This window comes from Stenotrophomonas sp. STEN029 (genome assembly GCF_056760015.1).
This window is the reverse complement of record NZ_JBRREC010000081.1, coordinates 1-24,171: the sequence shown is the minus strand read 5'-3', so window position 1 is coordinate 24,171 and position 24,171 is coordinate 1. Positions and strand designations below refer to the sequence as shown.

Genomic DNA, 24,171 nt, shown 5'->3' with positions numbered 1-24,171 from the left:
GGCTTGCGCCGCTCCTGCAGGTGCTGATGCGCCTCTGGAGGTGTGTAGGGCGGGGCCTGCTTGCTGGGAAAGCCTCTGCCGAGCATGGCTCGGCACTACAGTGCTCGTGCTCCTGCGTGTCGCTGGTGCGTGCTGAAGGGCGAATAGGGTGTGGTGGAGTGCCGCTGTAGAGTCGAGCCATGCTCGGCTGGGGCGTTCTCGGTAAGGCTTTTGCCGAGCGTGGCTCGGCACTACATGCTGGCTGTTTGGATTGCCGTTGAAAAACACGCATAAAAAAACAGCAGGCAATGCCTGCTGTTTTTGGTATTGGTGCGCTCGGAGAGATTCGAACTCCCGACCACCTGGTTCGTAGCCAGGTACTCTATCCAACTGAGCTACGAGCGCTCAACATTGCTGTTGTAGTTTGAAGCGGTGCAGATTGAATCTGCGTTCTGACATGGTGCGCTCGGAGAGATTCGAACTCCCGACCACCTGGTTCGTAGCCAGGTACTCTATCCAACTGAGCTACGAGCGCGTCGTTGCCAGGAGCGAGATTATGCGGATTTGAGACGTTTGCGTCAACGCTTTTGTGAAAATTTCTTAATCTTCGGGATGAATCAGTGCCGAAGCCACGTTCTGTGGTGATTTCATCCAGTGAAAGTGGTCGGCGCGGGCATCCAGGTCGCGTGATGACAGTACTTTCAGGCTGCGTGCCGACGCTGGAAGTTTGGCCAGCAGCTGCTGCATCGAACTGACCGGCGCCAGCCAATCACTGTCCAGTACCACGGCGCGCGTCGGTGCACTGATGCGACGCATGCCGGCTTCAAGGTCGATTGGCATTCCTTGTGCGGCGTAATGATTGCTCAGGCCCACGCGCGCCCAGTCGCGTATCAGTCCACGCGCTTCAGTACCGCCGAAACCGACGCGTCGGCCGGGCAGGGTGCCATTGCGTTGTGCAAGCCATGGCAGGAAACGATAGGCCAGCGGCAACAGCCAGCCGCGCGGTGGCGGAAAGCTGCGCCACCATGGCGTGCCGCTGGCGACCAGCCACAATGCATCGAGCTCGGCATCGCGCAGGCCGGCATAGCAACAGCTGAGCTGACCGCCAAGGCTGTGGCCGCCAAGCCGGAACGGCAATCTGGGTAGCATTTCATGCACGGCCGCTTCGGCTGCTGGCAGGTCGATCTGCAGCAGTTCCTTGTATCCCCAGTCGTGGCTGCGGTCCGGGCGCAGAGTGCTGCTGCCGTTGCCGCGCCATTCGTGCAGGAAGACCGCAATGCCGTGGACGGCGAGGGCCTCGGCGAAAAGTTGGTAATGGCGCGCAGCCACGCCCAGCGCCGGCAGCCACAACAGGCAGGCGCGGGGCTGAGCGGGCAGGTAGGTCAGCAGTTCGAAGCTGTGGCCATCGGTGCAGTTGACTGGAACCGCCATTGTCTTGAAATGCGGGGAGTTCGTACTCATGCCGAAGGTGCCGCGCCAAAATGATCCAGCACCATCACTTCGCTGCGGCCCGGGTGATAGCCGCCCTGCAGGCCGCGTGCGACATAGTCGATCGCCGCTTCGCAGGCATTGGCCAGCGACAGTCCGCAGCACAGCTGCGCAGCAATCGCCGAAGCCAGCGTGCAACCGGTGCCATGCGCATCCACTGGCAGTCGGATGTGGCTGAATTCTTCGCGACTGACGCCGTCGAAGTAACGATCAACGACGCGGTTGCCTTCCAGTAGATGGCCGCCTTTGAGCAGTACTGCGCCAGCGCCCATCTCGATCAGCGCGGCAGCCGCATCCTCGGCTTCGTCGCCATTGCCGATGCTGCGCCCGAGCAGGAGTTCTGCTTCGGGTGTGTTGGGTGTCAGCAGCGTAGCCAACGGCAGCAGGCGTTCGCGCATCGCGCGCAGGGCGCTGTCCTCAAGCAGTTTGGCGCCGCTGGTGGCGACCATCACCGGATCGAGCACGATATGGGTGGGGCATCGCTGCTCCAATACATCAGCAACCAGGTGGATCACGTCGGCGTTGGCGAGCATGCCCAGCTTGACCGCATGGATGTCGAAATCGTCGAAGCAGGCGTCCAGTTGCGCCTGCAGGAACGGCAGTGGTGGCACGTGCACGGCGGTTACGCCGCGGGTGTGCTGTGCAGTGAGGGCGGCGATCGCCGACAGGCCGTGCACGCGGTGGGCGGCAAAGGCCTTGAGGTCGGCTTGGATGCCGGCACCGCCGCCGGAGTCGGAGCCGGCGATGGTGAGGGCGGAAACGGGCGTGGAAGGACTCATGCGTCGATTGTGCAGGGTTTGCCCGTCGCCTGCCTCAGGCGTGGCGGCGCGTTACCCATTGTCGGTACAGCACGTAGCCAAGGCCGGTGAGTCCGGTCAGTACAGCGGGGACTAGCAGCGCGTCGTACTGCCAGCGCGCGAACAGCCAGGCGCCGAGGATGCCGCCCGCCAGGAAGCCGCTGATGATCAGGCCGCTCAGGGTCAGTCGGTGCATCGGCACCGGCAGGCCGCGCAGCAGGTGGCCCAGGCCGATGCCCAGGTCGGTGAACATGCCACTCAGGTGGGTGGTGCGAACGACGGCGCCACTGAAGGTGGTGACCATCGCGTTCTGCAGCCCGCAGGCCATGGCGGCAGCCAGTGCGCCCCAGATCTGCTGCTGTTTGAACAGCGGGATGGCCAGCAGCAACAAGGCCGATTCCAGCGCCAGTGCGATGCCGTAACGGCGGCCGAGCTGAAGGGTGCTGTCCTGGATGATCAGGCCGCTGAGCACTGCCCCAAGGGCAAAGGCGATCAACAGCCCCCACAGGTGCCCGACCGAGCGCCAGTCGGCATGCGCAAGGGCGATGCCGAGCTGGCTGGTGCTGCCGGTGAGGTGGCTGACGGCCTGGTGTTCAAACCCCAGGAAACCGACAACGTTGACGATGCCGGCCACGCAGGACAGCACGATGGCGCCAATCCAGACCCAGGTGGGCAGGCGAACCTTCATGCCGACGCCGGATCAGGGCTTGGACAGCGCGCCGTTGCGTTCGATGCTGGAGAACGTGCCGGCTTGTGGGTCGTACACCGCGCCCCAGAACTGCGCGCCGCCATCGCAGACACGGATCGCCTCGCGGGCCGGGTTGATGTCGCTGTGGTCGGGCAGGGTAAAGGCGTTGATGTAGATCAGGCGCTTGCCGCTGGACTCGAAGCCCACGTACTGCCGGCCGGACAGGGCCGGCTCGGCAATGCTGGGCTGCAGTTGTGCCAGCCGGCTCTCCAGTGCGTCGATATCGGCGCGGCTGGGTGCCCAATAGCCGGTGACTTCACCGGCATGTTTGGCGGGGCTGTCGCGCGAGCAGGTGTCCAGCACCTGCGCGGCGACCACGGGGCGGGTGACGACCCAGGACTGTCCGGTCTTGACCGCCGTCGGCACGCTGCCGGGACGCGTGTTCGACGGCGTGCAGGCTGCCAGCGTGAGTGTTGCCGCAGCCAGCAGGGACAGCGTGTGCAGATGTTTCACAGAACCTCCGAAGCGTAATCGGCCAGACGCGAGCGTTCGCCCCGGCGCAGTGTGATGTGTGCACTGTGCGGCCAATTCTTGAAACGGTCCACCGCATAGGTAAGGCCGGAGGTGGTTTCGGTGAGGTAGGGCGTGTCGATCTGCTCGACGTTGCCCAGGCAGACGATCTTGGTGCCGGGGCCGGCGCGGGTGATCAGGGTCTTCATCTGCTTCGGGGTGAGGTTCTGTGCCTCGTCCAGGATCAGGTAGCGCGACAGGAAGGTGCGCCCGCGCATGAAGTTCATCGAGCGGATCTTGATGCGGCTGGCCAGCAGGTCATTGGTGGCGGCACGGCCCCAGGCGCCGCCGTCCTGGTTGTGGGTGAGTACTTCCAGGTTGTCGGTGAGCGCGCCCATCCACGGCGTCATCTTTTCTTCTTCGGTGCCGGGCAGGAAGCCGATGTCCTCGCCGACGCTGACGGTGGCGCGGGTCATGATGATCTCGCGGTAACGCTGCGTGTCCATGGTCTGCGCCAGGCCGGCGGCCAGGGCGAGCAGGGTCTTGCCGGTGCCGGCGGTGCCGAGCAGGGTGACAAAGTCGATTTCCGGGTCCATCAGCGCATTGAGGGCAAAGTTCTGCTCGCGGTTGCGCGCGGTGATGCCCCACACCGAATGCGAGCCGTGGCGGAAGTCGTTGACCACGGACAAGGTGATGCGGCCATCGCCCTCGACCTTGCTGACCTTGAGCTCCACTTCGTCATCGCCGGCCAGGTAAGCGTACTGGTTGGGATGCCAGTCCTCGTCGTCGGCGGCCTGGATCTCGTAGCTGGTGCGGCCCTTGTCGCTCCAGCTGCGCAGGCTTTCGCTGTGCTTCTTCCAGAAGTCCTCCGGCAGCACGGTGGCGCCGGTGTAGAGCAGGCTGAAGTCGTCCAGCGCGCGATCGTTCTCGTAGTCCTCCGAATCGATGCCGGCGATGGCGGCCTTGATCCGCAGGTTGATGTCCTTGGAGATGAACACCACCGGTGTTTCCGGGTGCTCTTCCTTCAATGCCAGGATCGCGCCGAGGATGGCGTTGTCCGGGATCACCTTGCCAAAGCTCTTGCCGGCCTCGAAGTGGCTGGTCTGGAAGTAGAGGTTGCCGGCACTCTGCGCGCCGCGCAGCTGCAGGCCCTTGGGGCGTGCCAGCGGCACGCCGTTCTGCACGCTGCCGATGCCGGCTTCTTCGATCAGCTCATTGAGGAAGCGGCTCACCTGGCGGGCATTGCGGCTCGCTTCGGTGGTGCCCTTCTTGCCGTTGTCCAGCTCCTCGATCACCTGCATGGGCAGGTAGACATCATGTTCCTCGAATTTGAACAGCGCGGTCGGATCGTGCATCAGCACGTTGGTATCCAGTACGTAGATGCGCTTGCCTCGGGTCATCGTCTATTCCTGGTGGCGGGACAGGGTCACGCCATCGCACCTGCAGGGCAGGGCGATGACGTGGGTTGGAACGGGATGTGGGTCACTTGGTTTGAGCGGCCTTCAGTGCTTCAAGCACGGCATCGGCATGGCCGGCGACTTTGACCTTGCGCCATTCCTGCACGAGCTGGCTGTCAGGAGAGATCAGGAAGGTGCTGCGTTCGATGCCTCGCACCTGCTTGCCGTACATGTTCTTCATCTTGATCACGTCAAAGGCGCTGCATAGCGCTTCGTCGGCGTCACTGATCAGTGGGAACTTGAAACCCTGCTTGGCGCAGAAGTTGTCGTGCGACTTCACGGAGTCGCGGGAGATGCCGAACACCTGTGCACCGGCGCGCTTGAACCTGGGAAGCAGGGCATTGAAGTCCAGGCCTTCGGTGGTGCAGCCGGGGGTGCTGTCCTTCGGGTAGAAGTACAACACCAGCCACTGGCCGGCGAGTTCGCCGAGGCTGCTGGTGGTGCCGCCGGACAGGGCCAGTGGCAGGGCTAGGGTGTTTCGGTCCAGGGTATCGCCGATGTTCATCAGATCCTTTCCGGAGCCTGGGGTAGTTCGATTGCAATTACATGAAACGCTGCGCGCCTGTGATGGGCGCGCGAATTTCAGAACTTCATCGGGTCCATGATCGCGTCCAGGTTGAGGTGGTCGCAGAACTCGAGGAAATCGTCGCGCAAGGCGGCGATGTGCATGTTGGAGGGTACGCCAATGGTGATCTGCGCAGAGAACATTTCCGCGCCGGTCTGCATGGCCTGGTAACGGGTGCTCTGCAGGTTCTCGATGGTGATGCCCTGGCGGTCGAAGAAATCGGCCAACTGGAACAGGATGCCTGGCTTGTCGGCGGCAACGACTTCCACGATGTACGGCAGCAGGTTGGACTGCGCCTGCTTGGCGGCGGTGCGGTACCAGACCAGCTTCAGGTTCTCTTCGCGCTCTAGCCGGGTCAGCATGGCTTCGAGCTTGGCGACGGCATCCCAGGAACCGGTGGCCAGGGTGGTCACCGAGACATCGCGGCCTACCGTGGACAGGCGGGCATCGACCAGGTTGCAGCCGCTGTCGGCAATTCGACGGGTGACGGACAGCAGGGGGGACTCCGGATGCGTCGTATAGGCGTTGATCAGGAGGTGGTTTTCGGTCGGCAGCGGCCGCGGCGTGGTGTCGGTCAAGGTGGTTCCGGGTGCTAGATAAGTCTGAACAACACCGTTTGGGGGTTGTTCGCTGGTGTCCAGCATACTTGCCCGTGCTTTCGACCGGCAAGTAACATGCCTTCGGTCACGAACCCGCCGCTCGGCGGGCTTCTTTACCCCCACGAAGAGCGACTGACCCTTTGTCCATATCTGGTCTCATCACCGCGCTGGCGACGCCTTTCAAGGCTGACGGCGCACTCGATCCCGACGGCTGGCAGCGCCTGCTGGCGCAGCAGCTCAAGGGCGGCGTCCAGGGTGTGGTGGTAGCTGGCTCCACCGGCGAAGCCTCCACCCTGTCCGACGATGAATACGATGGCCTGCTGCGCAGCGCCGTTGCCGCCTTTGGCGGCAAGGTGCCGGTGCTGGCCGGGACCGGCCTGTCCGGCACCGCCAGGACGATTGCTCTGACCAAACGCGCGGCCGCCAATGGCGCGACCCATGCGCTGGTGGTTACACCGCCCTATGTGCGGCCCACCCAGGAAGGCCTGCGTCAGCATTACCTGGCCGTGGCCGAGCACGGTGGCCTGCCGGTGTTGTTGTACAACGTGCCCGGGCGCACTGGCTGCGACCTGCTGCCGGAGACCGTCGCCGAACTGGCCACGCATCCGAACATCATCGGCATCAAGGAGGCGGTGGGCGATACCACCCGCCTGAAGGCCCTGCTGGAGCTGCGCAGCGACAGCTTCGCCATCCTCAGTGGCGATGACGGCTCGGCAGCCCGTTCCATGTTGTCCGGCGCCGATGGCCTGATCTCGGTCGGCTCCAACGTGCTGCCGGGTGCGTACCGCACCCTGTGTGACCTGGCCCGCGCCGGTCAGCACGAGGCGGCCGAGGCCTGGGATGCCCGCCTTGAGCCGTACCACGATTTCTGCGGTGTCGAGTCCAACCCCATTCCGGTCAAGGCGCTGCTGCAGCGCATCGGCATCGGTGATGGGCTGCGCTTGCCGCTGCTCCCGCTTTCCGCGCAATACCACGCACATGCCGATCATCTGGCCGCTGACGTGGGTGCGTTGGAAGAACTATCCAGCCGCTGATCCGGCGGCCTTTGAACTCTGGAGATTCACCCATGCGTCAAACCTCTACCGTTCGCGTGTTCTCGCTGGTGCTGCTGGGCGTGGTCACCGCCGTCGCCACCTCTGGCTGCTTCTTCAAGCGCGGTGCGCGCGGCGACTACGCGTTGGCACCGGAAGCACGCCCGCTGGAAGTGCCGCCGGATCTGAACCTGCCCAACACCTCCGGCTCGGCGCCGATCCCGGCACTGGCGTCGGCGGCCAAGCCGGCGGCTGCTTCGGCCGCTACCGTGGCCTCGTCGCAGAGCGGTTTTACCGTCAGCGGCAGCCGTGACGACGTGTTCGGCAAGGTCGGCGACGCGCTTGCCGGCGTCGAAGGCCTGACCATCGCCAGCCGTGCGCAGCTGCTGGGCTCCTACGATGTCGCCTACGAAGGCAGCAACTTCCTGGTGCGCGTGGTCGCAACCGACGCTGGCGCCTATGTGTCGGCGGTCGATCCGCGCGGCATGCCGGCCACTGACGCCGCTGCAACCAAGCTGATCGCAACGCTGAAGGCCAAGCTGGTCGGTTGATCGCTGGCGGGGCAATAAAAAAGGGCGCCTGCGTAAGCGGGCGCCCTTTTCATTGGCTGGCTGTTGGGCTGGCTATGCGGCGGCTCAGCGTTCCAGCAGCTTCAGCTTGTCTGGCTTGCCGTCCCATTCGGCCGCATCGGCCGGCGGGTCCTTGCGGATGGTCAGCACCGGCCAGGCCTTGGCCAGCTCGGCGTTGAGCGCGACAAAACCTTCCTGGCCGGCGGGCACGTCATCTTCCGGGAAGATCGCGTTGACCGGGCATTCGGGCTCGCACAGCGTGCAGTCGATGCATTCATCAGGGTCGATCACGAGGAAGTTGGGGCCTTCGTGGAAGCAATCCACGGGGCAGACTTCGACGCAATCGGTGTGTTTGCACTTGATGCAGTTTTCGGTAACGACAAAAGGCATGGTGGGGTCCGGCTTTGAACCCTGCAATTCTAGATCAGGATGCAGGGGCTGGGCGGGGGCATTCTCATTGGCCAGGGCTGCAGGCGCAAGGAAACGTGCCGGAGCCAATGCCCTGGGGCGCTGGCAGGTGTAAAAAGCAAAAAACCCCGCAGGGCGGGGCTTTTGCATTCGCAGACGGAGTTGGCGCTCCCTAGGGGACTCGAACCCCTGTTTTAGCCTTGAGAGGGCCACGTCCTAACCACTAGACGAAGGGAGCGTTTGGTCGCGTCTGGCGAGCGCGTTAGTATATGCATCTGGTTGCCGCTCGGCAATCCCGTAAACCCAACTGGAAGCGCCAACATCAATTCCATAGTTACAACGCCGTTCACCGTCCGCGTGATCCCGCGCGACCAGCACACCATCTCGCGCCGGGATATCAGTCCCAATGCGCTGCGGGTGCTCTACCGTCTGCGCGAATCCGGCTTCGGCGCCTATCTTGTTGGTGGCGCGGTGCGCGACCTGCTGGTAGGTGGACGCCCCAAGGATTTCGACGTGGCCACCGATGCCACCCCGGAGCAGGTCAAGCAGCTGTTCCGCAATTGCCGCCTGATCGGCCGCCGCTTCCGCCTTGCGCATGTGGTGTTCGGCCGCGAGATCATCGAAGTAGCCACGTTCCGCGCTAACAGCGATGACGGCAGCGGCGACCGCGAGGTCGAGAACGGCATGCTGGTCCGTGACAACGTCTACGGCACCATCGAGGACGATGCGGTCCGCCGCGACTTCACCTGCAACGCGCTGTATTACGCCATCGAGGATTTCTCGGTGCGTGACTACACCGGCGGCTTTGAAGATGTGCTGGAGCGCCGGATGAAGCTGATCGGCGATCCGGAGCAGCGCTACCGTGAAGACCCGGTGCGCATGCTGCGCGCGGTGCGGCTGGCGGCCAAGCTCAACTTCGAGATCGAAGCAGCTACCGCCGAGCCGATTCCGCGCCTGGCGTCATTGCTGGGCGAGGCCGCGCCGGCCCGTCTGTTCGAAGAAGTGCTCAAGCTGTTCCTGTCCGGGCATGGCGTGGCCAGCTTTGAAGGCCTGGAGCGCTACGGCCTGCTGGCCGTGCTGTTCCCGGAAAGCGCTGCGGCGCTGAAGAGCAACCGCACTGGCGCCTTGCGCCGCATCTTGATCGAAGGCCTGCGCAATACCGACGAACGGGTCGCCAACGAGGAGCCGGTGTCGCCGGCCTTCCTGTTCGCGCTGCTGCTGTGGCCTGCCTTCTGCCGCGCGCTGATCGGCCTGCAGAAGCAGGGTCTGGCGCCAGAAGAGGCGCAACGCCGTGCCGCCGACCGGGTGACCCTGCATCAGCTGAGCACGATTGCCCTGCCGCGCCGCTTCTCGCTGCCGATGCAGGAAATCTGGCTGCTGCAGTCGCGTTTCAGTACCCGTCAGCGCAAGCGCGTGCTGCGCACCTTGAGCCATCCGCGCTTCCGCGCTGCGTTTGATTTCCTGGCCCTGCGTCAGGCTGCTTCCAGCGAGCACCAGGAAGACATCGCGTTCTGGCGCGAGGCCCAGGCCGAGGCCGGGCACGCAGCGGGTGCCGGGCTGGATTCAGTGCATACCGATGGCGAGGCGGAGGAGGGCACGGCGCCGCGTCGTCGTCGCCGTCGTCGCCGTAGCGGCGGTGGCAGCGCGACCGCCGGCGAGTAAGCAGCAATGGTTGTAGCGTGTATCGGGCTGGGCGCGAACCTTGGGGACGCGCCTGCCACCCTGCGTTCGGCGATCGATGTGCTGGCGCAGCTGCCGGGTGTGCAGCTGCTGGCCAGCTCGCGCCTGTATCGCACACCGGCCTGGGGCAACGAGGCGCAGCCGGATTTCATCAATGCCGCCGTTGCGCTGCAGACCGATCTGCCGGCGCCGCAGCTGCTGGAGCAGCTGCTGGCGATCGAGCAGCAGTTCGGGCGAGTGCGCGAGCCGGGCCAGCATTGGGGGCCGCGGCTGCTGGACCTGGACCTGCTGCTATACGGCGAGCAGGTGATCGACCTGCCGCAGCTGCAGGTGCCGCATCCCTTCCTGCACCAGCGCGGCTTCGCCTTGCTGCCCTTGGCCGAGGTGGCGCCAGATGCCCTGATTCCGGGCCATGGAACAGTGCGGGACGTATTGGTAGGCATCAATACCTGCGGTATCGACCCGATAGGGGGATAATGGTCGGCTCATACGCCACCGTTATGACCACATGAGCACACACGCAGATAGCAAGCCCTGGACCGTCCCAGCATTGGCCGAGGCCAAGCGCAATGGCCAGAAGCTGGTCATGTTGACCGCTTACGACGCCGGCTTTGCCCGTGCCTTCGACGCCAACGGCGTGGACCTGATCCTGATCGGTGATTCGCTGGGCATGGTGGTGCAGGGGCATGATTCGACGCTGCCGGTCACGGTTGACGACATGGTCTATCACACCCGTGCGGTAGCTGGCGTGCTGGAGCGCGCGCTGCTGGTCTCGGATCTGCCGTTTGGCGCCGATGCCACCGCCGAGCGCGCGCTGGATGCCTCGCTCAAGCTGCTGCAGGCCGGCGCGGAGATGGTCAAGATCGAAGGTGCTGGCTTCAAGCTGGACATTATCCGTCATCTGGTCGAGCGCGAAATCCCGGTCTGTTCGCACCTGGGCCTGACCCCGCAGTCGGTTCTGCGCCTGGGCGGTTACCGCGTGCAGGGCCGTGGCGATGCTGCCAGGCAGTTGCTGGACGATGCCAAGGCCGTGGCCGAGGCCGGTGCCAGCCTGCTGGTGCTTGAGTGTGTGCCGACCCCGATTGCTGGCCGCGTCACCGCCGAAATCACGATTCCCACCATCGGTATTGGTGCCGGTCCGGATTGCGACGGACAGGTGCTGGTGCTGCATGATTTCCTTGGCCTGGACAGTGGTCACCGGCGTCCCAAGTTCGTCAAGGATTTCCTTGCCGAAGGCGGCTCGGTGGCCGGTGCGGTCCGTGCCTATGCCGACGCCGTGCGCGCTGGCATCTTCCCCGACGCAGAACACGCTTACGCATCATGATCGAAACCGTTACCGAACTTTCCCGGCTGCGTGCCATTGTCAGCGGCTGGAAGCGCGAGGGCCTGCGCGTTGCGCTGGTGCCGACCATGGGCAATCTGCACGCTGGCCACTACTCGTTGGTGAAGCTGGCGCGTGAGCACGCTGACCGGGTGGTCTCCAGCGTCTTCGTCAACCCGACCCAGTTCGGCCCGAACGAGGATTTCACCCGCTACCCGCGCACGCCCGAGGCCGACACCAGTGGCCTGGAGCAGGCTGGCTGTGACGTGCTCTGGCTGCCCACGGTCGAGTCCATGTACCCGTTTGGCGTGGACCTGGCTGCCAAGGTCCATGTGCCGGGCGTGAGCTCGCTGCTGGAAGGTGCGCATCGTCCGGGCCACTTCGACGGCGTGTGCACGGTGGTCAGCCGCCTGTTCAACCAGGTGCAGCCGGATGTGGCGGCATTCGGGCGCAAGGACTACCAGCAGCTGGCGGTGATCCAGCAGATGGTGGTGGACCTGGCGTTCCCGATCCAGATCGTCGGTGGCGAGATCGTGCGCGAGGCCGATGGCCTGGCGATGAGCTCGCGCAACCAGTACCTGACGCCCGATGTCCGGCCGCAGGCCACGGTGATCCGCAAGGTGCTGCTGGCCGCGCGCGATGCCTACCTGGGCGGCGCCGAGCGTGCCGTGGTGGAGCAGCAGGCCGCAGCACAGCTTCAGGCTGCCGGCTACCTGGTGGATTACGCGGTGGTTCGCATGCCCGACCTGAGCGAGCCGGGTGCCAGCCATGAAGGTGCTCGCGTGGCGCTGGTGGCGGCCAAGCTGGGCACGACCCGCCTGATCGACAATATCGAGTTCTGAACAGGGCACCCGGCGGACTTGAGCTGTCCGCCGGTAGACTCCTGAATGACAGCCAATGGCGCCCTTGTGGCGCCATTGCTGTATCCGGGCAAACGCCATGGGAAAGGTCATGTTGCGGTGCGGGCAAGGGCGCGCGCCGGTGCTAGACTGCGCCCTTTCTCACGCAGTTTCGGCATTGTCATGCAACTCTCCCTGCTCAAGACCAAGATTCACCGCGCCACCGTCACCCATTCGGAGCTGAACTACGAAGGCTCCATCGCGATCGACGACAACCTGCTGCAGGCCACCGGCATCCGCGAGTTCGAACAGGTGCACATCTGGGACGTGACCAACGGTGCCCGTTTCACCACCTACGCCCTGCGCGCGGAAGCCGGCAGCGGCGTGATCTCACTCAACGGCGGCGCAGCGCGCCACGTGCAGGTGGGCGACATCATCATCATCGCCGCCTTCGCCGGCATGAGCGAAGAAGAAGCCAGCACGTTCAAGCCCAAGCTGGTCTACGTTGACGGCGACAACCGCATTTCCCACACCAACGACAGCATCCCCACACAGGCCGCATGATCACCAACAACGGATTCGACGTATTGCACGCCCACGCCCAGCGTCTGCAGGGCACCGGCATTCCCTCGCTGATGGCTGCAGAGCCTGACCGGGTGCAGCGCCTGGCGCTGAAAGTCGGTCCGTTGTATGTGAACTTCGCGCGGCAGAAATACGACCGCGCGGCCTTGGATGCCTTGTTGGAACTGGCCGCCGCGCGCGATGTCGCCGGCGGTTTCCAGCGCCTGTTCGCTGGCCAGAAGATCAACCACACTGAAGATCGCGCGGTGCTGCACAGCGCGCTGCGCGGCGACGCCAGCGATGCGCCGGTTGCAGTGGCTGCGCGCGCTGAAGCGGTGGCGGTGCAGGCGCAGATGGGCGGCTTGATCAAGGCGCTGGAAGCCAGCAACGTTACCGATATCGTCAGTGTCGGCATCGGCGGTTCGGATCTGGGCCCGCGCCTGGTTGCCGACGCGCTGCGTCCGGCGTCTGGCGCGCGTTTCCGCGTGCATTTCGTTTCCAATGTCGACGGCGCGGCAATGCAGCGCACCCTGGCGACGCTGGACCCGGCGACCACCGCCGGCATCCTGATCTCCAAGACCTTCGGTACCCAGGAAACCCTGCTCAACGGCCGCATCCTCTGCGACTGGCTGGGCGGCAGCGAGCGTCTGTACGCCGTCAGTGCCAACCCCGAGCGCGCCGCCAAGGCCTTCGACATTGCCGCCGAGCGCGTGCTGCCGATGTGGGACTGGGTGGGCGGTCGTTACTCGCTGTGGTCAGCGGTGGGCTTCCCGATTGCCCTGGCAATCGGTTTCGAACGCTTCGGGCAGTTGCTGGAAGGCGCGGCGCAGATGGATGCGCACGCGGCCAGTGCGCCGTTGGCAAGCAACCTGCCGGTGCTGCATGCGCTGACCGATATCTGGAATCGCAATGTGCTGGGTTATGCCACGCATGCGGTGATGACCTATGACCAGCGCATGGCTTTGTTGCCGGCCTACCTGCAGCAGCTGGTGATGGAGAGCCTGGGCAAGCGGGTCAAACGCGACGGCAGCCCGGTCGATGGCGACACCGTGTCCGTGTGGTGGGGTGGCGCAGGTACCGACGTGCAGCACAGCTTCTTCCAGGCGCTGCACCAGGGCACCAGCATCGTGCCGGCCGATTTCATCGGCTGCGTGCACAATGACGATCCCTATGAAATCAACCATCAGGCCTTGCTGGCCAACCTGCTGGCGCAGACCGAAGCGCTGGCCAACGGTCAGGACAGCGAAGACCCGCACCGCCAGTATCCGGGCGGTCGCCCGAGCACGATGATCCTGCTGGATGCACTGACTCCGCAGTCGCTGGGCGCGCTGATCGCCATGTACGAACATGCGGTGTACGTGCAATCGCTGGTCTGGGACATCAATGCCTTCGACCAGTTTGGTGTTGAACTGGGCAAGCAGCTGGCCAGCCAGTTGTTGCCGGCGTTGCAGGGCGAGGTGGTGGAAATCGCCGACCCGATGACCCGGGAGCTGTTGGCGCGCTTGCGCTGATAACAGACTGTTGTTTGCAACAAGAAAGCCGCGCAGAGATGCGCGGCTTTTGCTTTGCCCCCTCCCTTTGCCGTAGGCAAGGGGAGGGTTGGGGAGGGGTAAGCCCTTCGCGCTACGGGTGAAGGCCCCTGCCGAGCATGGCTCGGCACTACAGGAAGCAGGGTCAGCGGTTCGGGTCCCGCTCCGGGCTTGGTCGCTTGGTCAGCTTGCGCTGCAGTGAGCGACGATGCATGCCAAGTAAGCGCGCCGCTGCGGACACATTGCCGCCCGTCTCATGCAGCGCCTGCTGGATGTGCTCCCACTGCAGGCGGCTGATCGGCGTCATCGCATCCGGCGGTTCAATATCCTCCGGCTCCTCGCCGGCCTCGTCCTCCTCGCCAAGCGCGCGCAGGATCATCTGCACCGTCGCCGGCTTTGGCAGGTAATCATCCGCGCCCAGCTTGATCGCTTCCACCGCGGTGGCGATGGAGGCATAGCCGGTAACCAGCAGGATGCGCATGTCTTGGCGCAACTCGCGCAGCGGCTGGATCAGATTCAAGCCGGACTCGCTGCCCAGCTTCAGGTCGATCAGCGCGAATGCTGGCGGTGTCTGCGTGGCCAGCTGCAGGGCGCTGGAGATGTCGGTGGCGGTGATGGCTTCGATGCCACGACGGGCCAGGGTGCGCTGCAGGGTGCGCAGGTAGAGCGGGTCGTCATCGACCAGCAGGCCGTGGGTGGCAGCAGCATTCATGGACTTACCTCGATGTTGTTCAACGGCAGGCGAAAGCCGACGCGTGCACCCTGGCCTTCGGCCGGGCGCATCCACAGTTCGCCGTGCAGACGCTCAATGGTGGCATGCGACAGTGCCAGGCCGACACCCATGCCATTGCTTTTGCCGCTGTTGAACAAGGTGCCGGGCAGGGCAGCGTCATTGGCGTTGAAGCCGGGCCCGTAATCGCGGACCTCGCCGTAAAGCTGGCCCTCATGGATGCGGATATCCAGGTCGATCTGTGCACGACCTGCATGCTCGCCCGCGTCTGCGGCATTGTTCAGCAATACCTGCAGCAGATGACCGATGCCGGGGTCCAGCTTCAGCTGCAGTGGCGCATCGGGGTTGCGTCGCAACTGGATGGTCGGGCGCACCAGTCGCCATTGCTCCAGCACGCTGGCGATGGATACCGGTGCGCGGCTGCCTGCGCCTTGGGCGGGGGCGGCCAGCGCCAGCACCTTTTCCCGGCACTGCACCAGCAGCTCGCGCAGGGTCTCCAGGTCATCGCGCATTTCCGGGGTGGCGGCGCCCTGCTCGACGATGTCGTCGGTAAGCAGGGTCATGGTCGCCAATGGCGTGTTGAGTTCATGTGCGACAGAGGCGGCATGTGTGGCCAGGGCAACAATGCCTTCATTGCGGACGAAGCGTTCGCGCAGCATCGCCAGCTGGTTCTCACGCTCGCGCAGCGCAGCCGCCAGGCGGGTCGAGAACACCAGCACCACCACGCTGGACAGCAGGAAGTTGGCCGCCGCGCCCCACAGGTGCAGGCTCATCGTGTCGAAGTAGCCGCCCTTCAACGGCAGCCCGAACACGGCGCTCAGCGCGTAGCCGGCCACGCAGGCAGCGGCGACGGCATGGGTCCAGCGTAGCGGCAGGGCAAGCGCGGCCAGCGCGATCAGGATCAGGAACAGCGAGCCGAACGGGTTGGCGATGCCGCCGCTCCAACCCACCATCCAGGTCAGCACCGTGACGTCGACCAGGATATGGCCGAAGGCGGTAACCGGTGCCGGGTCGGTGTCATGCACGCGCAGCTGCACGTACAGGTTGAACAAGGCCAGCACGGCGACGCCGGCCCACAACGGCTCCTGCGGCAGTTCCAGCCCCAGCAGCCAGGTGGCTACAAGGATGGTGGCTGCCTGACCGGCAGTGGCCAGCCAGCGCAGGCTGCACAAGGTGCGTAGAAAAGAGGTATCTCGGGTTCCCATGCTGCAATCGTATGCTGTCGCGGTGGCTGCCATGCAATCCAAGGTTCATGCCGCACGGGTGGCTGGCGCGCTAAAATGGGCCATGCATGACGCCGTGACCCGCCCAACACCGCCCACCGACGCTACCGCGTGGCCCCGCCGCATCACCCAGTCCGTCGCCATCGGCGGCGTCAAGGTGGGCGGAGGCAATCCCGTGGTCGTGCAGTCGATGACCAATACCGATACCGCCGATGTGGCTGCCAGCGTCAAGCAGGTGGCCGAACTCTGGCGCGCGGGTTCGGAGATGGTGAGACTGACCGTCAACAATCCCGAATCGGCCGCGGCCATTCCGCGCATCGTCGAGAAGCTGGCGATGATGGGCATCGATGTGCCGCTGATCGGCGACTTCCATTACAACGGTCATCAACTGCTGACCGGCGAACCGGCCTGCGCCGAGGCACTGGCCAAGTACCGCATCAATCCGGGTAACGTCGGCTTCGGCAAGAAGAAGGACACCCAGTTCGCGCAGCTGATCGAATTCGCCATCAAGTACAACAAGCCGGTGCGCATCGGCGCCAACTGGGGCTCGTTGGACCAGGCGCTTGCCGCCAAACTGATGGACGAGAACAGCCAGCGTGCGCAACCTTGGGACGCCGGTCGCGTGCTGCGCGAGGCCTTGATCCGCTCGGCGCTGGATTCGGCCGAGACTGCGGTTGAACTGGGCCTGCCGCGTGATCGCATCGTGCTGTCGGCCAAGGTCAGTGGCGTGCAGGAACTCATCGCCGTGTACCGTGATCTGGCGCAGCGTTCGGACTTTGCCCTGCACCTGGGCCTGACCGAGGCTGGCATCGGCAGCAAGGGCATCGTCGCTTCGTCGGCGGCGCTGGCGGTGCTGATGCAGGAAGGTATCGGCGACACCATCCGCATCTCGTTGACGCCCGAGCCGGGCCAGTCGCGCACGCAGGAAGTCATCGTTGCCCAGGAGTTGCTGCAGACCACCGGTCAGCGCGCTTTCACGCCGCTGGTCACCGCCTGCCCGGGCTGCGGCCGTACCACCTCCGAGTTTTTCCAGGAGCTGGCCAAGGTGGTGCAGAACCATGTGCGTGAAAAGATGCCGGTGTGGCGTGTCAGCCATCCCGGTGCGGAGAACATGACGCTTGCGGTGATGGGCTGCATCGTCAATGGCCCCGGCGAGTCGCGTCACGCCAACATCGGCATTTCGCTGCCGGGTACCGGCGAAACCCCGGCTGCGCCGGTGTTCGTCGACGGCGAAAAGAAGATCACCCTGCGTGGTGAGAACATCGCCCATGAGTTCGTCGCGCTGATCGATGACTATGTCGAGACCCGGTATGCCCGAAGCTCCGGTTGATTCCCGGAGCGAAGCTGCCGGCCTGCGCCGCTGGCTCGCCCACAATGCGTGGCGGCTGGTGGTGTTGTTCATTGGCGTGCTGCTGCCGCTGGCGGGCTTCGTGGCCCTGGCCGATGAGATCCACGAAGCCGAGGCCTTCCACTTCGACGCAGCCCTGCTGCTGCGCATGCATGCCATCGCCTCGCCTGGCCTGAACGGCTTCTTCGTGCTGATGTCCAAGCTTGGCTATCAGTGGGGCGTCATCCCCTTGGATATCGTGATTGTGGCGGTGTTGCTGCTCTGGCGGCGCTGGCGCAAGGCTGCGTTCGCAGCGACGGCATTCATTGGCTCGGCGCTGTTGAACCTGGGGAGCAAGCAGATATTCCAGCGCGAGCGTCCGAGCCTGTGGGAATCGATTGCGCCGGAAAGCACGTTCAGTTTCCCCAGTGGGCACGCGATGGGCTCGATGACGTTGGCCCTGACCCTCGTGTTTCTGACCTGGCGCACGCGCTGGCGTTGGCCGGTGGTGGCGCTGGTCAGCGGTTTTGTCGTCTCGGTTGGCCTGTCACGGGTCTACCTGGGGGTGCATTACCCCTCGGACATCCTTGGCGGCTGGTGTGCCGCAACGATCTGGGTAACAGGCGTGTACATGGTGATGTTCCGTCGACGCTGGTCCTTGCCAGCGCCCTGACGTGCACTGCAATTGGTAGTGTCCAAAAGGTAAGGGAAGTCCTAAGTCATTGGACGAATTGACCTGATGGATACAGTATTGGCTGCGACGGCATAGTGAGCTCGCCAGCCGCAGGCACATAAACCGCATCATCCTGATGCTCAAAACTACAGATACATTTCCTGCGAGCGGGTGTCCGATAGAGCCCAGTTGGGCCACTTCTGCTTGATAATACACATGGCCTTGCCATGAGGGACGGGGGAGGGCCGTCGCCTCGCATGCTCGGATTTTGCCGCGCCCAAGGCCTCAACTGTCACCTCGCCGCGAGGAATCCTTCATGACCATCAGCGTTTTTCTTATCGATGACCACGCGCTAGTGCGCACGGGCATTCGGATGATTCTTTCGGGGCAAACCGATATAGAAGTCGTCGGTGAAGCGGATAGCGGTGACGTCGCGCTGCCGCTGATCCGCCGGCTGAAGCCGGACGTGGTCCTGTGTGACCTGCATCTGCCGGGCCTCAGTGGGCTGGAGATCACCGAGCGCATCGTCAAGGGCGATCACGGCACCAAGGTCATCATCGTCTCCGTGCTGGAAGATGGGCCGATGCCCAAGCGTTTGCTGGAAGCAGGTGCTTCCGGTTATGTGGGCAAGGGCGGGGATTCGAAAGATCTGATTCGTGCTGTGCATGACGTTGCCATCGGCAAGCGTTACCTGGCCACCAGCATTGCGCAGAATCCGGCGCTGTCCAATCTGGAAGGCGGCGAATCGCCGTTCGACCTGCTCTCGCCGCGCGAGTTGGAAGTGGCCTTGCTGTTGATCCAGGGCCACCGTCAGGAAGAGATCGCCCGTCGCCTGAGCCTCAGCGCCAAGACCGTGAACACCCACAAGGCGCGTTTGTTCCAGAAGCTGGGGGTGCAGGACAACATCGCCCTGGCCAGACTCGCCGCGCAGTATGGCGTTGGTGATCCCACCAAGGCGATTTGAGCCTGGTGGGTTTCTCGCAGTCGCCGTTCTGCAGGGCAGCGCCCGTCAACTACAGTCGAATCAAAAGGAGCACAGCGACAACGCTGTGCTCCTTTTGTTTGAGCGCACAATGGTCACATGCGACTCGACCTTGCAGGCAATGGCTTGGCGATCGTCTGTTTGTGGGAGCAGTGTGAGCCGCGAAGCTGGCACTACTGAAGTCCCCAAGCCTTATGCCGCCTGATGATCTATGTGCTTCGCGGCTCACGCCGCTCCTACAAAAAAAACAGATGCCGACCTTGGTGTTGTAGGAGCGGCGTAAGCCGCGAAGCTGTCGTTGCTGAAGCACCAAAGGCCTATGCCATCTGATGATCTTCTTGTTTCGCGGCTCACGCCGCTTCTATAAGGGGAACCTTCGCCGCTGTGATGCGTGGCCCAGAAATGCAGAAAGCGGCCCTGAGGCCGCTTTCTGCTTTCAAGCTGCTTGTTCGGATCAGACGCTGCGCGGCTGATCGTCTTCCTGCTTCTCGGCCTCGGCATTCGCTTCGACTGCGAGGCTTTCCGCGTCTACGGCAGGAACGACAACGACAGGCGTCGGTGCGGCTGCGGCGGCTGGTGCTGCAGTTTCAACGGCCGGCTTTTCAGCCGTTTCTTCAACAGCCGGGGCCTGGGCGAACAGCTGCCCGTTTTCCGGTGCTGCAGGCTGTGCAACCACCACCGCGGCCGGTTCCGGCTGCGGGATGCTGACCGGAGCTGGTGCGGCGTTGACTGGTTCAGCAGCGGCGACCGGCGCAGCGGCGACTTCTGCCGGTGCGCTGACAACTGCCGGGGCAGCCACAGGCGCTTCCACGCTGGCGACCACCGGTGCGGCGACGACTGCTTCAGCGGCGGTTTCCACCGGAGTGCTGATCGCCTGCTCGGCCTTGACGACCACCGGCTCGGCGGCAGCCGCTACTTCGACGGGTGCGACCGGGGCGGGTGCGCTTGCTGCGACAACGGCTTCAGCAGCCGGTGCCGACGCAGCTACTTCGACAGTAGCGGCAGGTGCTGCGGCAACAACAGCTGCGGCAGCCTGCGCGGGCGCCGCAGCAACCGGCTTGGCTGCTGCTACCGGAGCGGACACTGGTGCGGCCGGGGTTGCGGGCTCGTCATCGAACTCGAACTCGGGCTGGCTGCTGGCGGGTTTGGCCGACGCTTCATTGACTTCGCCATCGGCGTCATCAAAGGCGTCCAGAGCATCCTCATCACTGCCCAGGCTTTCACCGCCGGCGGCACCTTCACCGTTGCCACGACGGCGACGACGACCGCCGCGGCGACCGCGACGACGACGACCACCGGCTTCGCCGGCACCGTCTTCGGTTGCTGCAACCGGGTTGCCGTTCTCGTCGACGACCACAGCCGCTGCCGGCTGCTCCTCGGAGACGACCGCCGGCTTGGCGATCTCGGCAGCAATGGTGTTTTCCTTCACCACGGCATCGGTGTTGGCAACGGCATCGTTGGCCACAATTGCTGCTGCGGCAACGACCGGTGCTGCGACGGCCGGTGCAGCTGCGCGAGCGGCTTCCTGCTGTGGCTGCTGCTGGCGTGCGGGCTTCTCAGCCTGCGCGTTCTGTTGCTGGACCTGCTTGTCGGTGTCCTGCTGCGGCTTGGGCTGCTTCGGCTGCTTGGGCTGTTTGGCCTGCTGCTGCTCGTTGTTGCGCTGCTGCTTGGGCTGCTGCTGGGCCTGATCACCGCGCTGCTGTTCATTGCGCTGCTTGGGCTGCTGGGTGTTGTTCTGCGCCTGCTGCTGGCCCTGTTGCTGCGGCTTGTCAGCGTTCTGGCGGCGGTCTTCGCGGCGCTGCTCGTCACGACGATTGCCGTTGGCGTTGCCGCCCGCATTGGCATTGCCGTTGCCACCGCGACCCTGCTGGCCGTTACGGCCATCACGACGCTGGTTGCCGCGCTCGTTGCGGTTGTTGCGGCCGTTGTCCTGGCGCTGCGGCTGGGCCGGCTGTGCGGCCGGAGCCGGCTCGCCACCGAATACGCGCTTCAGCCAGCCCATCACGCCGCCAGCGGCGGGCGCGACAGGTGCGGCAACCGGTGCCGGGGCCGGAGCGGCCTCGACGACTTCACGGATCGGCGCAGGCTGGCTGTGCTTGACGTGGGTCACGGCCGGCGCCGGGATGTTCAACTGTGCCTTGGTCAGTGCGTGCACCGGCAGCTTGCGCGGGGTGCCACGCTGGTAGCTGGGCTTGCTCGACTCTTCGCCCAGCTCGTTGTCGCGCAGACGCGTGACTTCGTAATGCGGGGTGTGCAGCTGCTCGTCGGCAACGATGACGATGGGGGCGTCATGGCGCTGCTCGATTTCACGCAGGGCGCTGCGCTTCTCGTTGAGCAGGTAGTTGGCGATTTCGACCGGGGCCTGGACCAGCACCTGTCCGGTGTTCTCCTTCATCGCGTGCTCTTCGGCAACGCGGATGATGGACAGCGACAGCGACTCGATGCTGCGCATGCGGCCCTGGCCGTCACAACGCGGGCAGACGATCTGGCTGGACTCACCCAGGCTCGGACGCAGGCGCTGGCGGCTCATTTCCATCAGGCCGAAGCGCGAGATGCGGCCCAGCTGGACGCGGGCACGGTCGTACTTCAGCGCATTCTGCAGGCGGTTTTCGACTTCGCGCTGGTGCTTGCTGGAGGACATGTCGATGAAATCGATGACCACCAGGCCGCCCAGGTCGCGCAGGCGCAGCTGGCGGGCGACTTCTTCGGCCGCTTCCAGGTTGGTCTGGAAGGCGGTGTCTTCGATGTCGCTACCCTTGGTCGAGCGGGCCGAGTTCACGTCGACCGCGGTCAGCGCTTCGGTCTGGTCAACCACGATCGAGCCGCCGGACGGCAGGCGCACGTTGCGCTCGTAGATCGCCTCGATCTGCGATTCGATCTGGAAGCGGTTGAACAGCGGGATGTCGTCTTTGTAATGCTTGAGCTTGCGCAGGGTCTGCGGCATCACCTGCTGCATGAAGTCGCGTGCGGTCTCGTACAGTTCCTCGGTGTCGACCAGGATCTCACCGACGTCCGAGCGCAGGTAGTCGCGCAGGGCGCGCACGATCAGGCGCGATTCCTGGTAGATCAGGAACGGGGCCGGCTTGGTCAGTGCTGCCTCGGCGATCGAGCGCCAGACCTGCAACAGGTAGTCCAGGTCCCACTGCAGCTCTTCGGCATCGCGGCCGACGCCGGCGGTGCGGATGATCACCCCCATGTCGTCGGGGATGTTCAGCTTGTCCAGCGCTTCCTTCAGTGCGGCGCGGTCTTCGCCCTCGATGCGACGGGACACGCCGCCGGCAGAGGGGGAGTTGGGCATCAGCACCATGTAACGGCCGGCCAGGGAGATGAAGGTGGTCAGGGCGGCGCCCTTGTTGCCACGCTCTTCCTTGTCGACCTGCACGACGATTTCCTGGCCTTCGCGCAGGAGTTCCTTGATGCTGGCCTTGTGGTGGTCCACGCCGGCCTGGAAGTAATCGCGGGAGATTTCCTTCAGCGGCAGGAAGCCGTGGCGGTCACCGCCGTACTCGACAAAGGCAGCCTCGAGCGACGGCTCCAGGCGCGTGATGCGGCCCTTGTAGATGTTGGACTTCTTCTGTTCCTTCGACGGCTGTTCGATGTCGATGTCGTACAGGTTTTGCCCGTCGACGATGGCCACGCGCAGTTCTTCAGCCTGCGTGGCATTGATCAGCATTCGCTTCATTGTGCGTTCCTCGCGCGCTGCTACCGCGCGGAACGCCATGGGGTTTCGCCTCTGGACACGGTTCGCCGCCCATTCGCGCAGGCGCGGGCAGGGCGGCTTGGGTTTCCAGCGCTACGACACCACGGCAGGCCGCGGGAGCGCTTCTTTCTTGTTTTAGGTGTTTCAGGGCCGGCGGCCGCCCGCGGCCGTGGCCGATGGCGTCGCGCGGGACATGGGTTTCATCCAGCTCGGATGCTTTTTGGCATCCGGCGATGGCCGGGAACGCCGACGAGCCGCTAACATGGCCGCCCCGGGGGCGGTGGCCGCGCACTGTGCCGGATCCGTAGGGAGCGGGGCTTCTGGCCCTGACCAACTTCCAACGAAATCAAACCCTTATATCGCCCCCCGAGTGTAGCAGAATAAATAGGCCGATGACTGATTCCGACAAGCCCCAAGCACAGCCTGCCGCCAAGAGCAGCGTGCGCATGATCAAAGTGCCCGAAGACAGGGCAGGACAGCGGCTGGACAACTTTTTGTTGGGTCAGCTGAAGGGCGCGCCGCGCAGCCTGGTCTATAAATTGGTCCGCAGTGGCCAGGTCCGTGTGAACGGCGGCCGTGCCAAGGCCGACCGTAAGCTGGACGGCGGTGAAGAGGTGCGCATTCCGCCGGTTAATCTCAATGAACTGGGAGACAAGGCGCCGCCGCCGAGCAGCTTCCTGCAGCGTATGGAAGAGGCCATTGTCTTCGAGGACGCCAAGCTGCTGGTGATCAACAAGCCGACCGGGGTGGCCAGTCACGGTGGCAGCGGTATCAGTCACGGTGCGATCGAGACCATGCGCGCGCTACGACCGAACATGAACCTGGAACTGGTACATCGGTTGGACCGGGACACTTCCGGCCTGCTGATCCTGGCCAAGAAGCGTTCGGCCCTGGTCGAGCTGCAGGCCTTGCTGCGTGAAGACCACGGCGGCATCCAGAAGCGTTACCTGACCTTGCTGGCCGGGCGCATGCCAGATGGCGTGATGAGCGTGGACGCACCGCTGCATGTCGGCCTTCGCCAGGGTGGCGAGCGCCATGTCCAGGTGAATGCGATCGGCAAGCCCTCGCTGAGTCATTTCAAGGTGTTGGAGCGTCGCGGCGGGCAGTCCTATTGCGAAGTCCGGATCGAGACCGGCCGCACCCACCAGATCCGTGTGCATGCCCAGCACATCGGTCATCCGGTGGCTGGTGACGACAAGTACGGCGATCCTGCAGTCAACAAGCGCTTTCGTGAGCAGATCGGCCTGAAACGGCTGTTCCTGCACGCGGCCTCGCTGGAGTTTGCGCTGGACGGCGGCAAGACACCTTATGTATTGAATGCGCCGCTGCCGCCGGATCTGGTCGAGGCGATGAACAGGCTTTGAGGCCTTGGAGTCGGGTTGGGGACCGCCAGTGCGGCGGTTCCCAATGGTCTGGCAGGTGTCTGTAGGAGCGGCGTAAGCCGCCGAGCCAAACGGCACTGCCCCCGCCGACATTGTGGGGGGTTGAGCCAAGCCGGGCTGGCCGGGGGGGCCG

At 64.5% G+C, this 24,171-nt stretch carries 23 protein-coding genes and 3 tRNA genes; 12 read left to right on the top strand and 14 right to left on the bottom strand.

Annotation, left to right across the window (positions count from 1 at the left end; translation table 11 throughout):
* Nucleotides 1-307: 307 nt before the first annotated feature.
* From ACVOLI_RS16145 to ACVOLI_RS16105, 9 genes are all read right to left on the bottom strand, one after another.
* A tRNA-Arg gene (locus tag ACVOLI_RS16145) sits at nucleotides 308-384 on the bottom strand.
* A 53-nt stretch (nucleotides 385-437) separates the two neighbouring features.
* Nucleotides 438-514 (bottom strand) — tRNA-Arg (locus ACVOLI_RS16140).
* A gap of 65 nt (nucleotides 515-579) precedes the next feature.
* Nucleotides 580-1,440 (bottom strand): alpha/beta hydrolase family protein, encoded by an 861-nt coding sequence (locus ACVOLI_RS16135; RefSeq protein ID WP_481615191.1) that lies wholly within the window; start codon nucleotides 1,438-1,440, stop codon nucleotides 580-582.
* A complete protein-coding gene (thiD, locus tag ACVOLI_RS16130) occupies nucleotides 1,437-2,246 on the bottom strand; it encodes a bifunctional hydroxymethylpyrimidine kinase/phosphomethylpyrimidine kinase (protein ID WP_481615190.1) in 810 nt (269 codons plus the stop codon). Before thiD ends, ACVOLI_RS16135 begins: the two co-directional genes overlap by 4 nt.
* A 34-nt stretch (nucleotides 2,247-2,280) precedes the next feature.
* Entirely contained in the window at nucleotides 2,281-2,952 is a 672-nt protein-coding gene (locus ACVOLI_RS16125) for a YoaK family protein (protein WP_481615189.1), read from the bottom strand.
* Between the two features lie 12 nt (nucleotides 2,953-2,964).
* Complete coding sequence (locus ACVOLI_RS16120; RefSeq protein ID WP_296249282.1) at nucleotides 2,965-3,456, bottom strand: hypothetical protein; 492 nt, start codon at nucleotides 3,454-3,456, stop codon at nucleotides 2,965-2,967.
* 5 nt (nucleotides 3,457-3,461) lie between these two features.
* Nucleotides 3,462-4,862, bottom strand: coding sequence for a PhoH family protein (locus ACVOLI_RS16115; RefSeq protein ID WP_296249199.1), 1,401 nt, complete (start codon nucleotides 4,860-4,862; stop codon nucleotides 3,462-3,464).
* 82 nt (nucleotides 4,863-4,944) lie between these two features.
* Nucleotides 4,945-5,424: a peroxiredoxin gene (locus ACVOLI_RS16110; protein WP_481615188.1), complete on the bottom strand. Its 480-nt coding sequence runs from the start codon at nucleotides 5,422-5,424 to the stop codon at nucleotides 4,945-4,947.
* Between the two features lie 77 nt (nucleotides 5,425-5,501).
* Nucleotides 5,502-6,128, bottom strand: a complete 627-nt coding sequence (locus tag ACVOLI_RS16105) for a glycine cleavage system transcriptional repressor (RefSeq protein ID WP_481509109.1) — start codon at nucleotides 6,126-6,128, stop codon at nucleotides 5,502-5,504.
* Nucleotides 6,129-6,223: 95 nt separating this feature from the next.
* Here ACVOLI_RS16105 and dapA point away from each other — a divergent pair, with 95 nt between their 5' ends.
* Nucleotides 6,224-7,117 (top strand): 4-hydroxy-tetrahydrodipicolinate synthase, encoded by an 894-nt coding sequence (gene dapA / locus ACVOLI_RS16100; RefSeq protein WP_481615187.1) that lies wholly within the window; start codon nucleotides 6,224-6,226, stop codon nucleotides 7,115-7,117.
* A gap of 32 nt (nucleotides 7,118-7,149) precedes the next feature.
* Nucleotides 7,150-7,665 carry a hypothetical protein gene (locus tag ACVOLI_RS16095; protein ID WP_481615186.1) on the top strand — a complete coding sequence of 172 codons (516 nt, stop codon included), beginning with the start codon at nucleotides 7,150-7,152 and terminating at the stop codon, nucleotides 7,663-7,665.
* Nucleotides 7,666-7,749: 84 nt separating this feature from the next.
* Here ACVOLI_RS16095 and fdxA read toward each other — a convergent pair whose 3' ends face one another.
* Nucleotides 7,750-8,073: a ferredoxin FdxA gene (gene fdxA / locus ACVOLI_RS16090; RefSeq protein WP_481509654.1), complete on the bottom strand. Its 324-nt coding sequence runs from the start codon at nucleotides 8,071-8,073 to the stop codon at nucleotides 7,750-7,752.
* A gap of 181 nt (nucleotides 8,074-8,254) precedes the next feature.
* Nucleotides 8,255-8,329: transfer RNA gene (locus tag ACVOLI_RS16085), tRNA-Glu, on the bottom strand.
* Between the two features lie 41 nt (nucleotides 8,330-8,370).
* Here ACVOLI_RS16085 and pcnB point away from each other — a divergent pair.
* From pcnB to pgi, 6 genes are all read left to right on the top strand, one after another.
* Nucleotides 8,371-9,753, top strand: a complete 1,383-nt coding sequence (gene pcnB, locus ACVOLI_RS16080) for a polynucleotide adenylyltransferase PcnB (RefSeq protein ID WP_481615185.1) — start codon at nucleotides 8,371-8,373, stop codon at nucleotides 9,751-9,753.
* Nucleotides 9,754-9,759: 6 nt separating this feature from the next.
* A complete protein-coding gene (gene folK / locus ACVOLI_RS16075) occupies nucleotides 9,760-10,248 on the top strand; it encodes a 2-amino-4-hydroxy-6-hydroxymethyldihydropteridine diphosphokinase (protein WP_481615184.1) in 489 nt (162 codons plus the stop codon).
* Nucleotides 10,249-10,279: 31 nt separating this feature from the next.
* The gene (gene panB, locus ACVOLI_RS16070) at nucleotides 10,280-11,095 is read left to right on the top strand and encodes a 3-methyl-2-oxobutanoate hydroxymethyltransferase (RefSeq protein ID WP_481615183.1); all 816 of its coding nucleotides are present in this window, start codon (nucleotides 10,280-10,282) and stop codon (nucleotides 11,093-11,095) included.
* Complete coding sequence (gene panC, locus ACVOLI_RS16065) at nucleotides 11,092-11,934, top strand: pantoate--beta-alanine ligase (protein WP_481615182.1); 843 nt, start codon at nucleotides 11,092-11,094, stop codon at nucleotides 11,932-11,934. Before panB ends, panC begins: the two co-directional genes overlap by 4 nt.
* Nucleotides 11,935-12,114: 180 nt before the next feature.
* Complete coding sequence (panD, locus tag ACVOLI_RS16060) at nucleotides 12,115-12,495, top strand: aspartate 1-decarboxylase (protein WP_282268181.1); 381 nt, start codon at nucleotides 12,115-12,117, stop codon at nucleotides 12,493-12,495.
* On the top strand, nucleotides 12,492-14,003 hold the full coding sequence (gene pgi / locus ACVOLI_RS16055) for a glucose-6-phosphate isomerase (RefSeq protein ID WP_481615181.1): 1,512 nt from the start codon (nucleotides 12,492-12,494) through the stop codon (nucleotides 14,001-14,003). Before panD ends, pgi begins: the two co-directional genes overlap by 4 nt.
* 163 nt (nucleotides 14,004-14,166) lie before the next feature.
* Here pgi and ACVOLI_RS16050 read toward each other — a convergent pair whose 3' ends face one another.
* Together ACVOLI_RS16050 and ACVOLI_RS16045 are read right to left on the bottom strand one after the other, a co-directional pair.
* Nucleotides 14,167-14,733 carry a response regulator transcription factor gene (locus ACVOLI_RS16050; protein WP_481615180.1) on the bottom strand — a complete coding sequence of 189 codons (567 nt, stop codon included), beginning with the start codon at nucleotides 14,731-14,733 and terminating at the stop codon, nucleotides 14,167-14,169.
* Complete coding sequence (locus ACVOLI_RS16045; protein ID WP_481615179.1) at nucleotides 14,730-15,956, bottom strand: ATP-binding protein; 1,227 nt, start codon at nucleotides 15,954-15,956, stop codon at nucleotides 14,730-14,732. Before ACVOLI_RS16045 ends, ACVOLI_RS16050 begins: the two co-directional genes overlap by 4 nt.
* Before the next feature lie 82 nt (nucleotides 15,957-16,038).
* Between ACVOLI_RS16045 and ispG the strand changes: the two genes are divergently transcribed.
* The 3 genes from ispG to ACVOLI_RS16030 all read left to right on the top strand — a co-directional run bounded on the left by ispG (nucleotide 16,039) and on the right by ACVOLI_RS16030 (nucleotide 18,938).
* Nucleotides 16,039-17,304, top strand: a complete 1,266-nt coding sequence (ispG, locus tag ACVOLI_RS16040; protein ID WP_296251972.1) for a flavodoxin-dependent (E)-4-hydroxy-3-methylbut-2-enyl-diphosphate synthase — start codon at nucleotides 16,039-16,041, stop codon at nucleotides 17,302-17,304.
* Complete coding sequence (locus ACVOLI_RS16035; RefSeq protein ID WP_296251953.1) at nucleotides 17,285-17,974, top strand: phosphatase PAP2 family protein; 690 nt, start codon at nucleotides 17,285-17,287, stop codon at nucleotides 17,972-17,974. The genes ispG and ACVOLI_RS16035 overlap by 20 nt, the downstream gene beginning before the upstream one ends.
* A gap of 316 nt (nucleotides 17,975-18,290) precedes the next feature.
* Nucleotides 18,291-18,938, top strand: a complete 648-nt coding sequence (locus ACVOLI_RS16030; RefSeq protein ID WP_481615178.1) for a response regulator — start codon at nucleotides 18,291-18,293, stop codon at nucleotides 18,936-18,938.
* A gap of 472 nt (nucleotides 18,939-19,410) precedes the next feature.
* On the opposite strand, the gene rne is transcribed toward ACVOLI_RS16030, so the two are convergent.
* Nucleotides 19,411-22,638, bottom strand: coding sequence for a ribonuclease E (rne, locus tag ACVOLI_RS16025; protein WP_481615177.1), 3,228 nt, complete (start codon nucleotides 22,636-22,638; stop codon nucleotides 19,411-19,413).
* A gap of 410 nt (nucleotides 22,639-23,048) precedes the next feature.
* Between rne and ACVOLI_RS16020 the strand changes: the two genes are divergently transcribed.
* Nucleotides 23,049-24,020 (top strand): RluA family pseudouridine synthase, encoded by a 972-nt coding sequence (locus ACVOLI_RS16020; protein ID WP_481615176.1) that lies wholly within the window; start codon nucleotides 23,049-23,051, stop codon nucleotides 24,018-24,020.
* Nucleotides 24,021-24,171 lie beyond the last annotated feature (151 nt).